The following is a 14828-nucleotide window of genomic DNA, read 5'->3' on the forward strand; positions in this document are numbered from 1 at the left end:
GAGAACTCCGAAAGACCCCGCGCTATTCTCAAGACTTCGTGAGATCGGCCTCGACCAATGCGCGCAGCTCGGCGGTGACCTCGGGGCGCCGCCCGAACCACAGCTCGAAACCACGCACCGCCTGATGCAGCAGCATGCCGAGCCCGTCGGCGGTCTTCAGTCCGCGCGCCGTAGCGGCGGCGAGCAGCGGCGTCACCAGGGGAACATAGACGAGGTCGGCGACGACGGCGTCTTGCGGCAGGCGCGCAACGTCGACATCGAGTGAAGGCTGGCCATGCATGCCGAGCGAGGTCGTGTTCACGAGAAGTCTTGCGCGCGGCAGCACGTCGCCGATCGCGTCCCACGGCAGCGGATGCACATTCGATCCGAACTGCTTTGCCAGCGTCTCGACCCGCGCAATCGTCCGATTGGCGACATGCACGCAGCTGATGCCGCGTTCCAGCAGGCCGAAGACGACCGCGCGCGAGGCGCCGCCGGCACCCAGCACCAGCGCCTCCTCGGCCATGTCCCAGCCGGGCGCGCTGGCGTCGAGATTGTTGATGAAACCTTCGACATCGGTATTGGTCGAGCGCAGCTCGCCCTCTGCAAACCACAGCGTGTTCGCAGCGCCGACGGCCCGGGCGCGCGCGTCGGGGGTCGACAGCGCCAGCACGGCTTCCTTGTGCGGGATGGTGACGTTGGCCCCGACGAAGCCGCGCAGCGACAGCCGCAGCACGAAATCGCGCAAATCCTCGGGCGGCACCGCCTCGATGACATAGCCGCCTTCAATGCCGAGCGTGCGCAGCCAGTGATGGTGGATCAGCGGCGAGCGCGAATGCGCGGCCGGCCATCCGATCAGACAGGCTGCGGGAATCCTGGACGCGGTCATCTTTCCCTCGGGTCGTTTCCGAGGCGATCCATTTCGCGTCGCGCCCGCTCTGTCAAGCGCGGCCGGTCAGCTCGCAGCGGGCTCGTCGGCGGCCCGGCCCTTGATGTCGGCGATGGCGCGCTCGAGGCTCGTGCGGTAGCGCGCGCGCGGCGGCGTGACGCCATGGGTGAGCAGCGCGCGGCGAACCGCGGGCGAGGCCCCCGTGATGAACAGCCGGATGCCCTGGCGGTGCGCCTTGACGGCGACGCGCCCGAGCACGTTGGCCGCGGTCGAATCCAGGAACGGCACCGCGGCGAAGTCGACCACGAAGGCCTTGCGCTTGTCGGCGACTTCGTCGAGCACGCCGCCGATGGCGGAGGCGGCGCCGAAGAAGAACGCGCCGGTGATGCGATAGACCAGCACGTCGCGATCGACCGCCAGCGCGGAATCGTAGGGAACGCGATCGCCGTTGCTGTCATCGGGGCGATCGGGGACCACCAGCGGTGTGCGCTCCTCGATGCCGGTCATCTCCGCCATGCGGTGGATGAACAGCACCGCGCCGAGCGCGAAGCCGACCAGGATGCCCTCGGTGAGGTCGCGGAAGATCGTGAGCAGGAAGGTCGCGAGCAGCACCACGGCATCGCCCCATGACGAGCGCAGCAGCGTGGCGAATTCGTGCTTCTCCGCCATGGTCCAGGCCACCACGACCAGCACCGCGGCGAGCGCGGCCAGAGGGATGTAGCTCGCCAGCGGCGCCGCGATCAGCATGAACAGCAGCAGGAACACCGAATGCAGCATGCCGGCGAGCGGCCCGCGCGCGCCGGCGCGGATGTTGGTCGCCGTGCGCGCGATCAGCCCGGTGACGCAGATGCCGCCGAACAGCGCCGAGCCGATATTGGCCGCGCCTTGCGCCACCAGCTCGCAATTGGAGCGGTGACGGCGACCGGTCATGCCGTCGGCCACCACGGCCGACAGCAGCGATTCGATCGCCGCCAGCAGCGCAAACGCGATCGCATCCGGCAGCACGGCCTTTGCCTTCTCCAGCGAGAACGCGGGCAGCGCCGGCGAGGGCAATTCGCGCGGGATGCCGCCGAAGCGCGAGCCGATCGTTTCCACCGGCAGCGAGAATATCGCACACACGAATGCGGCGAAGACGACCGCGATCAGGATGCCGGGCCAGGAGGGACGCCAGACCCGCAACGACGCGATGATGGCTGTGCTGACGATCGCGACCAGCACTGCGGACGGATTGATCGTGCTGAGGCCGCCGGCGAGCGCGACGAGCTTCGGCACGAACTCGCTGGGCTCCTTCCCCGCGAGCGTGATGCCGAAGAGATCGCGGAGCTGGCTCGCAAGGATGATGACGGCGATGCCGGCGGTGAAGCCGACCGTGACGGGATAGGGAATGAACTTGATGTAGGTGCCGACCCTGAGCAGCCCCGCACCGATCAAGAACAGGCCCGCCATCATGGTGGCGAGGATGACTCCGTCGACGCCGTGCCGCTCCGCGGTCGCCGCCACCAGAACGATGAACGCACCGGCAGGACCGCCGATCTGGAACCGGCTGCCGCCGAGCATGGAGGCGATGAAGCCGCCGGCGACGGCGGTGTAGAGGCCGCGGTCCGGCGTCACGCCCGATGCGATCGCGATCGCCATCGAGAGCGGCAGCGCCACGATCGCAACCGTCAGGCCGGCGAAGACGTCGGCGCGGAAATCCGCCATGCCATAGCCTTCACGCCAGACGGTGACGAGCTTTGGCAGATACAGTTCGGCAAAGGTCGGCTCGCGCAGCTGGTGCAGCCGGGCTGCCTGATCGCTTGTGATGCTCATTTCTGCAAAGTGCTCCGCTGCCCCACAATGCTCCGAAGCATCGTGCGTCCCGAGGTGCGACGATGCGCTAGCCCATCTTGATCCCGGGCACGATCAACGCGCGATCATGCTCCGACGCGGCGCGGCGGCCCCGGCTCCTTCAAGCGAACGCCACGTCCGCCGCTGTCGCTGCGGGCCTGCTCGCCGATCAGCTCGACGCCGGCCCGGTCGAACGCCTCGACCACCTTGATCAGGGTCTCGACCACGCCACGAACATTGCCGGTCGAGGCCTCCATCCGCTGGATGGTCGGCAGCGACACGCCGGCAAGCTCGGCCAGGGTTTTCTGGTCGATGCCGAGCAACGCGCGGGCTGCCCGCATCTGAAACGAGGTGATCACCTTGGCCTCACGTATCAGAGCTTATATGTGATATTCTATACATACACAATGATGTAAAATACATCAACATGAAGCTAATGCAAGCGCCTCCTCCGTCATTGCGAGCGAAGCGAAGCAATCCAGAATCCCCGCGGAAAGACTCTGGATTGCTTCGCTTCGCTCGCAATGACACGTGGAGAGACAGCGCCACATCCCTCTCCCCGCAAGAGCGGGAGAGGGAGTGAGAGAGCAGTGCCTCCCTAACCGATCACGCCGCGTGCTGATGTGCGGCGATGATCTGGTCGGCGGCGCGGCCGGTGACTTCGGCCATGTGGTCGAACTGGCGCGTGAAGCTGCCGGCGCCGGCGGTGGCCGAGCGCAGCTCCACGATCAGCTCGCCGATCTCCGCTTCCGGCATCATGGCGCGGACACAGTCCCAGCCGGTCCAGCCCTCGCGGGTGTCGAAGCCGAGAATCTGGCCGCGCCGCGCCGACAGGATCGCGTTGATCTTGGCGGTGGCGTCGGTCGGGCAGACGATCTCGACCACGTGGATCGGCTCCAGCAGCACCGGCTGGCATTGCGGCAGGCCTTCATTGAGCCCGACCCGCGCTGCCGTGCGGAAGGCGAGATCGGAGCTATCGACGCTGTGATAGGAGCCGTCGGTGAGCGTCACCTCCACGTCGGTGACGGGGAAGCCGAGCGGACCGCGCGCCAATCCGTCGACGACGCCCTCCTCAACCGCCGGGATGTAGTTGCGCGGCACCGCGCCGCCCACCACCTTCTCGGCGAACTTGAAGCCCTCGCCGCGCGGCAGCGGCTTGATGTCGAGCACGACATCGCCGAACTGGCCGTGGCCGCCGGACTGCTTCTTGTGACGGCCGCGCTGGGTGATCGGCTTGCGGATGGTCTCCTGATAACCGATCGCGGGCGGATGCGAGGTGACCTTGACGCCGAAGCGGTCGCGCAAGCGCTCGCTGGCGACACGCAGGTGCATCTCGCCCTGGCCCCACAGCACGGTGTCGTGGGTTTTGGCGTTCTGCACGATCATGAGCGAGGGATCCTCCTCATGCAGGCGCGTCAGTGCCTGGCCGAGCTTGACGTCGTCCTTGCGGTCGGTGGCGGCGACCGAGATCGCGAGCACCGGCGGCGTCGGCTCGATCGTGATCAATGCCGCGGGCGGCGTCTTGCCGTTCGAAACCGTGTCACCGGTCTTGACCGGATCGAGCTTGGCGAGCGCCACGGTGTCGCCGGCTTCCGCCGAGGCGCGCTTGGTGTCGTAGGCGCCGTTGACGGCGAGGATGCCGGAGATGCGCCCTGCACCGCCGGATGAGGATTGCAGCGTGGCGCCGTCGTCGAGATGGCCGGCGAGCAGCCGCGTCAGCGACAGCTTTCCGCCGTGCTGCGAATGCAGCGTCTTGAAGACGTAGCCGAGCGCGTCCTTGGTCTCGGGCACGCCGAGACGTCTGGCCGTCTCCGCAACACCGGGCGCCTCGTGACGCAGCGCCTTCATCAGGCGCAGCACGCCGTTCTCGCGCGCGGCGGCACCGAGCAGCACCGGGCAAATCAGCCCTTCCCGCAATTCGCGAGCGAGATCGTCGAAGACGGCATCGCGCGGCGGCTGGATGTCCTCGAGCAGCTGCTCCATCAGCGCATCGTCGTGATCGGCGAGCTTCTCCAGCATCGAGAAGCGGGCTTCCTTCTCGCGATCGAGATCGCCGCCTTCGAGCGCGATCACCTCGGAGGCCTTGTGCTCGCGATAGATGAAGGCGCGCTCCAGCGCGAGATCGACGAAGCCCTCGATCAGCTCGCCCTTCCAGATCGGGATCTGGCGCAGCACCAGCGGCACGCGCGAGGCGGGCTGCAGCATCGCGAGGGTCTCGCGGATGCGCTCGCTGGCGCGGTCGATCTTGTTGAGGAACAGGAAACGCGGGATCTTCAGCTCTTCCAGCTCGCGCAGGATGATCTGAAGCTGCGGCAGCTTCTTCTCGTCGGCCTCGCAGACCACGATTGCGGCGTCGACCGCAGGCAACGCGGCGCGCATGTCGTGGGCAAACTCGACGGAACCGGGACAATCGAGGAAGGTGTAGCTGTCGCCCATGAAACTCGTGGTGGCGGCGGTGAGGCCGACGGTCATCTTGTGATGACGGGCCTCGGGCGTGGCATCGCCGACGGACGTTCCGGCATCGACGCTGCCGGCGCGCGGGATTGCGCCCGTTCGCGCCAATATTGCTTCCAGAAGTGTGGTTTTACCGCTTTGGAAAGGGCCCAGCAGCGCGATGCACCGTGGACCTCGGGGACTTCTGACGTCTTGTCCCATTCGCCGCCTCCTTGGTGTGGAGCTCGGCCCGTGATTGGGTCGGCAAACGCCGATGCTCTGCCCCTCCCCGAGATTTGGCAAGCATCAAACTTCGCTGCGGTGCGTCGTCAGTAAAATCGCGCCGCTTCGCGCGGCGCGATCACACGCAAAAGTGTTAACGGCCCGGACGGAGTTCCAGGCTCTCCAGGCCTGCAGCGATATTGAGGCCGACCTGGCCCTGCACGCTGAGCGGCTGGAGCGCGATCGAATTGTTGGAGCCGCCGACCAGCACGTTGCCCCCGAGGCCGACGCCGACCGAGGCGCTGCCCTGCGCGCCGGCGTAATTGCCGGCGAGGTCCCCGGGGCCGAGCCGGTCGACCGGTGCGAACACGCCCCAGGCCAAAGCCGTCTCCTGGGTGATGCCGATGTCGAGACCGACCTTGCGGATGGTCGCGACGTAGCGGTCGTCGGGCAGGCCGTCGGCGCGCAGCACGCAGCCGAGATGGGTCACCGAACCCACGATGAAGCCGACGCTGGCGCCGCCGCGGCATTCGAGCACGCCGACCCGCGCCATCCGCTGCTGCGCGCCAGTGTTCACGACGGAGGCAATGAGGCCCGCGGCGGCGAGTCCGGCGAAGAGGAAGGAACGGCGCATGAAATATCTCCCGCGATGATGTGATGCGAGCAGAGAGAGCGCCCCACCCGTGTTGCGCGTGTATGCCACAACAGCCGCAATGGTGCCAGATCGGACGCGTTTAGAATCGAGCGTGCGGAGAGAGCCCCTCACCCCACTCTCTCCCCGTAAGAACGGGGCGAGGGAGTGAGAGAGTCGTGCGTCCCTTACGATGCAACGTCGCCGGGCTTGCTTAACCTCTCCCCGCTCTTTGCGGGGAGGGTCGGATCGCGCAGCGATCCGGGTGAGGGGCAAGGCACGATGCCGACCGGACAAATGTCCATCCGACTCTACCCAATCGAAGCACAGCAAAAAAGGCCCGCCGAAGCGGGCCTTTTCAATTCGCACTGTCTTCGACTTACCGCAGATTGCCACAAAAACGCTGGATGCGCTTGCAGGCGTCTTCGAGATCCGAGGTCTTGGTCGCGTAGGAGATGCGGAACGCCGGTCCAAGGCCGAAGGCCGAACCCTGCACCACGGCGACGCCTTCGGTCTCCAAGAGCTCGGTGACGAACTGCTCGTCGTTCGAGATCACGTTGCCCGACGGCGCCTTCTTGCCGATGGTGCCGGCGCAGGACGGATAGACGTAGAACGCACCCTCGGGGCGCGGGCATTCGATGCCGCTGGCCTGGTTGAGCATGGAGACGACGAGGTCGCGGCGCTCCTTGAACACCTTGTTGTTGGCGGGAATGAACTCCTGCGGACCGTTCAGCGCCTCAACGGAGGCCCATTGCGCGATCGAGCACGGGTTCGACGTCGATTGCGACTGGATCGTCGACATCGCCTTGATGAGCTGCGCCGGACCGCCAGCATAGCCGATACGCCAGCCGGTCATGCAATAGGCCTTGGAGACGCCGTTCACGGTGAGCGTGCGGTCGTAGAGACCGGGCTCGACCTGCGCGACGGTGGTGAACTGGAAATCGTCATAGACGAGATGCTCGTACATGTCGTCAGTCATCACCCAGACGTGGGGATGCTTCACCAGCACGTCGGTGAGCGCTTTCAGTTCCGAGCGCGTGTAGGCAGCTCCGGTCGGGTTCGACGGCGAGCACAGGATGACCCATTTGGTCTTCGGCGTGATCGCGCGCTCGAGCGCCTCGGCCTGGAGCTTGAAGCCGGTCGCGGCGGTGCAGACCACCGGCACCGGCTCACCGCCCGCGAGCGCGACCATCTCGGGATAGCTGACCCAATAGGGCGCGGGAATGATCACCTCGTCGCCCGGATTGATGGTCGCCATCAACGCGTTGTAGAGCACCTGCTTGCCGCCCGTGCCGACGATGATCTGGTTCGGCTTGTAGGCGAGGCCGTTCTCGCGCTGAAACTTCGCGATGATGGCTTCCTTCAGCTCGGGGATGCCGTCGACCGCGGTGTACTTGGTCTTGCCGGCCTCGATGGCGCGGATCGCCGCCAGCTTGATGTTGGCGGGCGTGTCGAAGTCGGGCTCGCCGGCACCGAGGCCGATGACGTTGCGGCCCGCCGCTTTCAGCGCGCGTGCTTTATCCGTGACCGCGATGGTCGCGGACGGCTTCACACGGTCGAGCGCAGCGGCAAGGAAGGACATCATCATCTCCTGGCGAGCGTCGTGAAGCCCTTCGCCTCACGACTCTGATTGTGGGAATGAGCCACCCTAAAACGTGTGCCGCTGCGCCGCAAGAAACTTCGGCCCGATCCCGGAAAAGTTTACGGTTTTGCGCGCTCCGAAGCGCGATTTCCCGCAATTTTGCGCAACTTTGCCTCCGGAATTGCTCATATCCGACAATGCGTGTCCTCGGAGCAATTTTGAATGGTGCGCGTCGCCAGGAAACCGCTCGTCGTCATGCCCGGGCTTGCCGTCTTCGCTCAAGCTTCGCCGGCCCCGTACCGAACAGCCCGGCGAAGCCGTGTGGCGTAGCCGGGTCCCGGGCATCCACGTTCTTCGTGCGGCAAGTCGGACGTGGATGGCGGGGACAAGCCCGGCCATGACGACGCGGAAACACTGGCGTCCTAATCCCGATCGTCCATCCGATAGCCTACGTGCTTCACGGCCTCGTAGAGCGATGTGTCCGCAGATTGACGTACACGTGATCTGATTTGCCTCATCGCGTGGAAATGATCTTCCGCTCCATTGCAGTGCGGTAGTGTTTTGAAGTTTTTCTATCGGCCGGCTCTTGCGGCGGATTCGCATCGGCATCATTGTTTAGCCGCCTCGCGGGGCAACGAGCGCCGCGTCTTCTCGTCCTCGGATTCGAACGCCAGAATGTACAAGCTCTATTCGATGCAACGCTCGGGCAACAGCTACAAGGTCCGCCTTGCGCTGGCGCTGCTCAACCTGCCTTACGAAGCGGTGGAGGTGGACATTCTGCGCGGCGAGAGCCGCACGCCGGATTTCCTGTCCAAGAACCCGTCGGGCCAGGTGCCGCTGCTCGAGGTCGGAGAGGACCGCTATCTCGCCGAGTCCAATGCGATCCTCTGGTACGTCGCCGTCGGCACGCCGCTCGCGCCGGAGAACCGCATCGACCGCGCCGAGGCGCTGCAATGGATGTTCTTCGAGCAGCACGCGCTCGAGCCGAATATCGGCGCGGCCTATTTCTGGCTGTCGCTGGTCAAGGGCGGTCGCGACCTGCAAACCCATTCGCTGGAGGACTGGATGGAGCGCGGCTATGGTGCGCTCCAGGTGATGGAGAACCATCTCAAGACCACCCCCTATTTCGCCGCGCGCCAGCTCACGGTCGCCGACATCGCGCTGTACGGCTACACCCACCTCGCCGACCGCTGCGACTTCGACCTCCAGGCCTTCCCGGCGATCCGGGACTGGCTGAAACGCGTCGAAGCCACGCCCGGCTTCGTGACGATGGACTGGCGCCCGGCCGACATCGACGACCCCGCCAGCATCGCCGCGAGGGCCTGACGGCGCGCCCCGCTCCGGCGAATAGCGGGCACAAGGGACTTCTTTGCCGCAATCCCGCCACTTTCGGCGCGATCGCCGCCGCAATATTGCCGGTTGAAACTGGGAAATTCTGGAAAGTCGCGGGTGATTCGCTCGCGTGTTGAAGGATTTAGACCATGATGCGGGCGTCCGGCACGGCGGGCTTTCAGAGCCCATCCGCTACCGTCGCGTCTTCCCGGCTCACCCATGCGGTCGCGGCCTCGCTCGCCGTCGCCGCGCTCTCGCTGTGCCTGATCGTCACCCTGACGGTGCTGTCGACCAAGGCGACCATGGCGATGGGCCTGCCGGTCTGATTCCCGTTTCATCCTGGACCAGCCTTCAGGGCGCCGCGCGGCCCGCGCCGACCGGCATCGCGACAGGACGTCGATGAAATCACCTGTGGTAGTCGTTGCAATCACCCTGACTGCGGCCATCCTGGTCGCGGCCTCGCTGTTGATCATCGTCGGCACGCGCAAGGGCGCAGGCACGTCGACGCTGAATGCACCGACCCTGCAGCAGCGCATCAAGCACGCGCACATGGTCTAAAATCATCCGAAAGCCTTACGCTTGCCCGCAAGCGCGCCTTAAGCACGCCGCACGAAATCGCATCGCGGTCACGCAACAATCAGTCAGTGTTGCGGGCTTACTTCGTTCGGGAGGAGCGAGACAGGTCGATGCGGTTCGGATGGCGTGCAATCTCCGGTCCGGCGCTGACGGCAACGGCCCTGCTGCTGTCGATGCTGCTCGATCGCTTCGTCCCCGCGCCCTCGCCCGCCCCGCTGCTCCTCGGCATCGTGGCTCTCGCCGGCGCGCTCTCAGGTCTCGCCTCCGCCGTGACGACCGCGATTGTCGCGGTGATCGGCGCGGCACTGTTCTTCCTCAGCCGCCACGGCGTTTCCGGCCATGGTGCCGCCGATCTGGTGCAGCTCGGCCTCCTGGCCGTCACCGCTTTCGGCACCGCCGGCATCACCGGGCTGATGCGCGAGCGGCTGCTCGGCAGCTTCGCGGCCGAGCGCCGCAGCCACGCCATTGCCGCGCGGCTGTCGGCCGCGCTCGACAAGGTCGATATCGGCATCGTGCTGCTCGATGCCGAGACCCGGGCCGAATTCATCAACCGCGCGTTCCGCGATTATTTTGCGGTGCCGGACGAGATCGCCGACGCCAAGCCGCCCTTCATCGCGCTGATGTATCACGGCCGCGACACCGGCGCGTTCGAGCTGCCCGAGGACGAGCTCGGCACCTTCATCGCGCAGCGCATGGAGATGGTGCGGGTCGGCGATGCGACGCCGATCAACATCAAGCTGCGCAACGGCGAGGTGCTGCGCTTCGTCTGCACCGCGTTGCCTGATGGTGGGCGGATGCTGAGCTACACCCCGGTGACCGACCTCGTGCGCCACACCGATCCGCCGGCAAGTGCCGACTACTATCGCTCGCTGCGCGATCCGACCGGCCGCAAGCTGATCCGGTACTTGCGCGCTGCGGAGTGAGGCGAGTGTGCGATTGATCGGCAATACGATCATCACGTATGAAGGACATCCCTTCATCGCACCTCCGAGATCGCGGAAATTCACATGTCGCTCATCATTCGTGCCGTCACCAGGCAGGATTACGATCAATGGCTGCCGCTGTGGGACGGCTACAACGCCTTTTACGGCCGCTCCGGTCCGACGGCGCTCGCGCCCGAGATCACGCGGATGACATGGCAGCGCTTCTTTGATGCCTATGAGCCGATGCATGCACTGGTCGCCGAAAGCGATGGCCGCCTGCTCGGCCTGACGCATTATCTGTTCCATCGCAGCACCACCGCGATCGAGCCGTCCTGCTATCTGCAGGACCTGTTCACGTCCGAGGCCGCGCGCGGCAAGGGCGTCGGCTCGGCGCTGATCCATGGCGTCTACGAGCGGTCGAAGCTGGCGGGATCGCCGCGCGTCTACTGGCAGACGCACGAGACCAATCTCACGGCGCAGCGCCTGTACGACAAGGTCGCGGAGCGCTCCGGCTTCATCGTCTATCGCAAGATCTTCTGAGCCTGTTCTTTGAGCATGATCTTTTCGGAAAACCGCTTCGCACTTTTCCGGATCATGCTTTGGCGGCCTGTGGATAACTCCGCGTGTCACCCGCGCGTAACACAGCGAGGCTACGCTGCCCCTGCGTCTGGTCAGGCCCCCGTCACCGATCACGCGCCCCAAGCGGTCCCCGTCAGTCGCCGCGTCTGACAGGGGCCGCATTTTTTTGCTGGCAACGCTACTTGGTGCCGCGCCCCACCGTCTGCATCACCTCGAAACCTTCAAACTGGGGATGGCCGAGATAAAGCGGCTTGTTGTCGCCCGCTTTATGATGCGCCGCGCGAAACGCTTCCGACTTGGTCCAGGCCTCGAACGCCGCATAATTCGCCCATACGGTGTGCGAGGCGTACAGCGTGTGGTCCTCGGCTTCCGGCCCGCGCAGCAGATGAAACTCGATAAAGCCCGGCACCTTGTCAAGATGGGTGTCGCGGGTGAGCCAGACCTGCTCGAAGGCGGACTCGGAGCCCTTGGCGACGCGGAAGCGGTTCATGGCGATGTACATTGCTTGAATCTCCTGCAAAGGCGGACGATCGTAAGGGAGGCACCGCTCTCTCGCTCCCTCGCCCGTTCTTACGGGGAGAGGGCGGGGTGAGGGGCGGCGCCACGAGTTCGGTCTGAATTGTAGATACAACGCACGTGATCGCAATCGGCTTGCGAGTCGGAGGGACTTGGTTCGTGGCAACAGCGTGCCCTGCCCCTCACCCGGATCGCTAGAGCATTTCACATTTTGATTGAAGCGTAACCGGCGTTAGCGAAGTAGTTGGCACATTCACGAGGCTGGATGTCCTGGACGAGGTGACCGATGTGGCGCCAAGTGTCCTCGATGGTGCGCTTTTGAGCCTGCCGCATCCAATGTTTGATCTTGGAGAAGGCCTGTTCGATCGGATTGAGGTCGGGCGAGTATGGCGGCAGGTACCAGAGCCTGGCTCCAGCCGCCTTGATCATCTGCCTGACGGCTCTCGACTTGTGGCTTCCGAGATTGTCGAGAATGACGATATCGCCCTCGCGCAGGGTCGGAAGGAGGAGGTGCTTCACGTAAGCGCGGAAGCATTGGCCGTTGATCGGCCCATCGAAGACGCAGGGGGCGGTGAGCTGGTCGTGGCGGAGTGCGCCGAGGAATGTGAGGGTACGCCAGTGCCCGTGCGGGGTGAAGCCGCGCAGGCGTGCCCCTTTGGGGCCCCAGCCCCGCAAGGGGGCCATGTTGGTCTTGATCCAGGTCTCATCGATGAAGACGAGCCGGCCCGGATCAAGTCCGGTCTGCCAGGACCGCCAACGCTGGCGCCTACGAGAGACGTCGGCGCGAGCCTGTTCGAGCGCGAACAGTGTTTTTTTTGAACCGCAGCCCTTCCCGACGCAGGAACAGCCAGACTGCATTGTGTGAGACCTTAACCCCACGGGCAGCCAGCTCCGCCTTCAGACCATGCAGCGTCAGGTGCGGCGTCTGAGTGATCCGCTCGACGATGAAGGCGCGGTGCGGATCAAGCACAGGCTTGCGGTGACCACCCATCTTGCCAGGCGCTACCGAGCCGGTCGTTCGATAACGCTGCGACCACTTCACAACCGACGAGACCGCAACACCAAACCGTGCCGCCACAGAACGGCAGCTCTCACCCTTGGCAACCGCGGATACCGCACGCTTACGTAAATCGTTGGAAATTGGTCGGACCATGGGATGCTGGCCTCCAGCCCAGCCAGCATCTTGAATCATATTCGCCCCAGATCCGGAATCCCTTCCGATTCAATAAATTCGTGAACCGCTCTAATGCGATCCGACCTCTCCCCGCAGAAGGGCGGGGAGAGGTTAGGTCACACCTCCCCCGCCGCGAGCTCGATCTGAATCACGGTGAGAACACCTTCGATATTCCCGAGGACATCGTTGTTCCAGAAGCGCAGCACCTTGTAGCCCTTCTCCCTCAAGCGCTCGTCTCGCATTGCATCCGCTGCGGATTCATTGTGCTGCCCGCCGTCGACTTCTATGACGATCCGCTTCTCGCGACATACGAAATCGCAGATGTAGCCGATGATCGGCTCTTGCCTTACGAATTTGTGCCCATCGACCCTCCGATTGCGAATGCGATTCCAGAGGACCGTCTCGGCATCTGTTTGATCAACGCGCAAGCGTCTTGCAAGGCGGATGGATTTCTCGTTGTGGCCACGCATTTCGCTGCCCCCTCACTCGCAATGGACGCACCGTTCTCTCACTCCCTCTCCCCGTTCTTACGGCAGGGCTATCGCATTTGAGAGCTTTTCCCGGCGGCCATCCTTCGAGACGCCCGCTTTGGGCGGGCTCCTCAGGATGAGGGCGGAGTGCGCGGCAGCAGTTTCAACGAGCACTGACGCTGATTAGCCTCATCCTGAGGAGGCGCGTCAGCGCCGTCTCGAAGGACGAGGCGTGCGCGCAGGCCGACGTCACAAGTCATATGCGATAGCCCTGGTTCTTACGGGGAGAGGGAGTGAGGGGCTGCCTCCGCGAGTTCGGTGTGAATTGTATATACGGTGCGCGCGATCGCAATCGTCTTGCGAGTCGGAAGGATTTTGTTCGTGGCAGTAGAGTGCCTTGCCCCTCACCCGGATTGCTCAGGCGCCCGCGCCTGACCAATCCGACCTCTCCCCGCAGAAGGGCGGGGAGAGATTAAGTCAGACCACGAGCCCCTTCATCGGCCTTGCGCTTGCGCTGTCGGGAAACACCGTCTCGGCCAGCACGCGATCGGACAGGCCGAACTGATCCTGCAGCACGCCTTTGATCACCGAGCGCAGATCCGTCGTCGGCTTGAGGTCGCGGCCCTCATACAAATTCGCGAGCTTGAGGCCCGGCCAGTCCGAGATGACGCGGCCGCCTTTCACCGCGCCGCCGGCGAGCAAGGCGATCGTGCCGGTGCCGTGATCGGTGCCCTCGGTGCCGTTGATACGCGCGGTGCGGCCGAACTCGGTGGCGACGACCACGACGGTGTCGCGCCAGCGATCTCCCAGGCCGCTTTCGAACTCGGCGAGCGCGCCGTCGAGGCCGCCGAGCAGGAAGGCGAGACGCCCCACAGGGCCGCCTTCATTGGCATGCGTGTCCCAGCCGTCGAAGGCGAGCGCGGCGATGCGCGGGCCATCATCGGCCGCCATCAGCTTTGCAGCGCCGCGCGCGACCTGTCGCATCTGTGCGACGGCGTTGCCGCGCGTCGCTTTCATATCGTCGCCGCTCGCCGCCTTGTCGAGCTGAAGGCCTTGCGACAACGCGGAGGCCAAAGCGGGATCGCGGTGACGGTAGAGCTCGACGAGGCGCATCGCAGTGTCGTCATCGGCCTGCGGCAGCGCGACCGGCGCCCAGCCCACGGTGGGCGCGCTGCCGCGCAGCACCAGCGGCGTGGTGGGACCGACCGCAAGCCCGCTCGACACGCGCTCGCCGCGCGGCAGCGCTTCCAGCGCGCGGTTGAGCCAGCCGGACTGGACGCGGCCCGGACCGGCATAGCCGCTTTCGAGCACGTCCTGGCCGTCGAAATGCGAGCGGTCGCGATAGGGCGTCGCGACTGCGTGGATCACCGCCGCATGCTTGTCGCGATACATGCGTGCGAACTCAGGCATCGCCGGATGCAGCGCGAAGAACGAGTCGAGCATGATTGCGGGATGCGCGCCGTCGGCCGTGAGCGCGATCGATCCGTGCAGGCCGGCATAATCGGGGTCGCCGATCGGCGCGACGGTCGAGAGCCCGTCCAGCGCGCCGCGCAGGATCACCACGACCAATCGCGGATCGCGCCCGTCGGCCGCGCGGGCGAATTTCGGCAGGTAAGCCCAGGCTGCAAAGGAGGCGCCGCCGAGCAGGAGACCGCGGCGGGATGCGAGGAGCCGGTTCTCGACGCAGTCGGTCAT

General features: G+C 65.3%; 15 protein-coding genes. 5 read left to right on the forward strand and 10 right to left on the reverse strand.

Annotated features, from left to right (window positions below):
• Nucleotides 1-28: 28 nt before the first annotated feature.
• The 6 genes from N2604_RS35800 to N2604_RS35825 all read right to left on the reverse strand — a co-directional run bounded on the left by N2604_RS35800 (nucleotide 29) and on the right by N2604_RS35825 (nucleotide 7563).
• The gene (locus N2604_RS35800; RefSeq protein ID WP_260372636.1) at nucleotides 29-868 is read right to left on the reverse strand and encodes a shikimate dehydrogenase; all 840 of its coding nucleotides are present in this window, start codon (nucleotides 866-868) and stop codon (nucleotides 29-31) included.
• Nucleotides 869-934: 66 nt separating this feature from the next.
• Nucleotides 935-2677 (reverse strand): SulP family inorganic anion transporter, encoded by a 1743-nt coding sequence (locus N2604_RS35805; RefSeq protein WP_260372637.1) that lies wholly within the window; start codon nucleotides 2675-2677, stop codon nucleotides 935-937.
• Between the two features lie 104 nt (nucleotides 2678-2781).
• Complete coding sequence (locus tag N2604_RS35810) at nucleotides 2782-3054, reverse strand: helix-turn-helix domain-containing protein (RefSeq protein WP_008566993.1); 273 nt, start codon at nucleotides 3052-3054, stop codon at nucleotides 2782-2784.
• 247 nt (nucleotides 3055-3301) lie between these two features.
• Nucleotides 3302-5350, reverse strand: a complete 2049-nt coding sequence (locus tag N2604_RS35815; RefSeq protein WP_260372638.1) for an elongation factor G — start codon at nucleotides 5348-5350, stop codon at nucleotides 3302-3304.
• A 154-nt stretch (nucleotides 5351-5504) separates the two neighbouring features.
• Entirely contained in the window at nucleotides 5505-5984 is a 480-nt protein-coding gene (locus N2604_RS35820; protein WP_260372639.1) for a DUF992 domain-containing protein, read from the reverse strand.
• 376 nt (nucleotides 5985-6360) lie between these two features.
• Complete coding sequence (locus tag N2604_RS35825; RefSeq protein WP_260372640.1) at nucleotides 6361-7563, reverse strand: pyridoxal phosphate-dependent aminotransferase; 1203 nt, start codon at nucleotides 7561-7563, stop codon at nucleotides 6361-6363.
• Between the two features lie 675 nt (nucleotides 7564-8238).
• On the opposite strand from N2604_RS35825, the gene N2604_RS35830 reads away from it, so the two are divergent.
• The 5 genes from N2604_RS35830 (at nucleotide 8239) to N2604_RS35850 (ending at nucleotide 10934) form a co-directional block, all read left to right on the forward strand.
• Complete coding sequence (locus N2604_RS35830) at nucleotides 8239-8889, forward strand: glutathione S-transferase family protein (protein WP_260372641.1); 651 nt, start codon at nucleotides 8239-8241, stop codon at nucleotides 8887-8889.
• Nucleotides 8890-9044: 155 nt separating this feature from the next.
• Nucleotides 9045-9221 (forward strand): hypothetical protein, encoded by a 177-nt coding sequence (locus tag N2604_RS35835; RefSeq protein ID WP_162832045.1) that lies wholly within the window; start codon nucleotides 9045-9047, stop codon nucleotides 9219-9221.
• Between the two features lie 73 nt (nucleotides 9222-9294).
• Nucleotides 9295-9453, forward strand: coding sequence for a hypothetical protein (locus tag N2604_RS35840; protein WP_260372642.1), 159 nt, complete (start codon nucleotides 9295-9297; stop codon nucleotides 9451-9453).
• Between the two features lie 128 nt (nucleotides 9454-9581).
• A complete protein-coding gene (locus N2604_RS35845; protein ID WP_260372643.1) occupies nucleotides 9582-10394 on the forward strand; it encodes a PAS-domain containing protein in 813 nt (270 codons plus the stop codon).
• An 84-nt stretch (nucleotides 10395-10478) separates the two neighbouring features.
• Nucleotides 10479-10934 carry a GNAT family N-acetyltransferase gene (locus N2604_RS35850; RefSeq protein ID WP_260372644.1) on the forward strand — a complete coding sequence of 152 codons (456 nt, stop codon included), beginning with the start codon at nucleotides 10479-10481 and terminating at the stop codon, nucleotides 10932-10934.
• Nucleotides 10935-11151: 217 nt separating this feature from the next.
• On the opposite strand, the gene N2604_RS35855 is transcribed toward N2604_RS35850, so the two are convergent.
• From N2604_RS35855 to N2604_RS35870, 4 genes are all read right to left on the reverse strand, one after another.
• Nucleotides 11152-11475: an antibiotic biosynthesis monooxygenase gene (locus N2604_RS35855; protein WP_260372645.1), complete on the reverse strand. Its 324-nt coding sequence runs from the start codon at nucleotides 11473-11475 to the stop codon at nucleotides 11152-11154.
• 218 nt (nucleotides 11476-11693) lie between these two features.
• Nucleotides 11694-12642, reverse strand: a protein-coding gene (locus N2604_RS35860; RefSeq protein WP_260372646.1) for an IS630 family transposase whose coding sequence is annotated in 2 segments (ribosomal slippage) — nucleotides 11694-12305 and nucleotides 12307-12642 — 948 coding nt in all. Because the reading frame shifts where the segments join, the coding sequence is not laid out codon by codon here.
• Nucleotides 12643-12779: 137 nt separating this feature from the next.
• Nucleotides 12780-13133: an endonuclease domain-containing protein gene (locus N2604_RS35865; protein WP_260372647.1), complete on the reverse strand. Its 354-nt coding sequence runs from the start codon at nucleotides 13131-13133 to the stop codon at nucleotides 12780-12782.
• A gap of 477 nt (nucleotides 13134-13610) precedes the next feature.
• On the reverse strand, nucleotides 13611-14828 hold the full coding sequence (locus N2604_RS35870; RefSeq protein WP_260372648.1) for a DUF1501 domain-containing protein: 1218 nt from the start codon (nucleotides 14826-14828) through the stop codon (nucleotides 13611-13613).

The sequence above is a fragment of the Bradyrhizobium sp. CB1015 genome, from assembly GCF_025200925.1.
Lineage (GTDB): Bacteria > Pseudomonadota > Alphaproteobacteria > Rhizobiales > Xanthobacteraceae > Bradyrhizobium.

Coding starts and splice junctions, on each gene's coding strand:
- N2604_RS35800 (WP_260372636.1), bottom strand. CDS start 868: ATGACCGCGTCCAGGATTCCCGCAGCCTGTCTGATCGGATGGCCGGCC.
- N2604_RS35805 (WP_260372637.1), bottom strand. CDS start 2,677: ATGAGCATCACAAGCGATCAGGCAGCCCGGCTGCACCAGCTGCGCGAG.
- N2604_RS35815 (WP_260372638.1), bottom strand. CDS start 5,350: ATGGGACAAGACGTCAGAAGTCCCCGAGGTCCACGGTGCATCGCGCTG.
- N2604_RS35820 (WP_260372639.1), bottom strand. CDS start 5,984: ATGCGCCGTTCCTTCCTCTTCGCCGGACTCGCCGCCGCGGGCCTCATT.
- N2604_RS35825 (WP_260372640.1), bottom strand. CDS start 7,563: ATGTCCTTCCTTGCCGCTGCGCTCGACCGTGTGAAGCCGTCCGCGACC.
- N2604_RS35830 (WP_260372641.1), top strand. CDS start 8,239: ATGTACAAGCTCTATTCGATGCAACGCTCGGGCAACAGCTACAAGGTC.
- N2604_RS35835 (WP_162832045.1), top strand. CDS start 9,045: ATGATGCGGGCGTCCGGCACGGCGGGCTTTCAGAGCCCATCCGCTACC.
- N2604_RS35840 (WP_260372642.1), top strand. CDS start 9,295: ATGAAATCACCTGTGGTAGTCGTTGCAATCACCCTGACTGCGGCCATC.
- N2604_RS35845 (WP_260372643.1), top strand. CDS start 9,582: ATGCGGTTCGGATGGCGTGCAATCTCCGGTCCGGCGCTGACGGCAACG.
- N2604_RS35850 (WP_260372644.1), top strand. CDS start 10,479: ATGTCGCTCATCATTCGTGCCGTCACCAGGCAGGATTACGATCAATGG.
- N2604_RS35855 (WP_260372645.1), bottom strand. CDS start 11,475: ATGTACATCGCCATGAACCGCTTCCGCGTCGCCAAGGGCTCCGAGTCC.
- N2604_RS35865 (WP_260372647.1), bottom strand. CDS start 13,133: ATGCGTGGCCACAACGAGAAATCCATCCGCCTTGCAAGACGCTTGCGC.
- N2604_RS35870 (WP_260372648.1), bottom strand. CDS start 14,828: ATGACCGACTGCGTCGAGAACCGGCTCCTCGCATCCCGCCGCGGTCTC.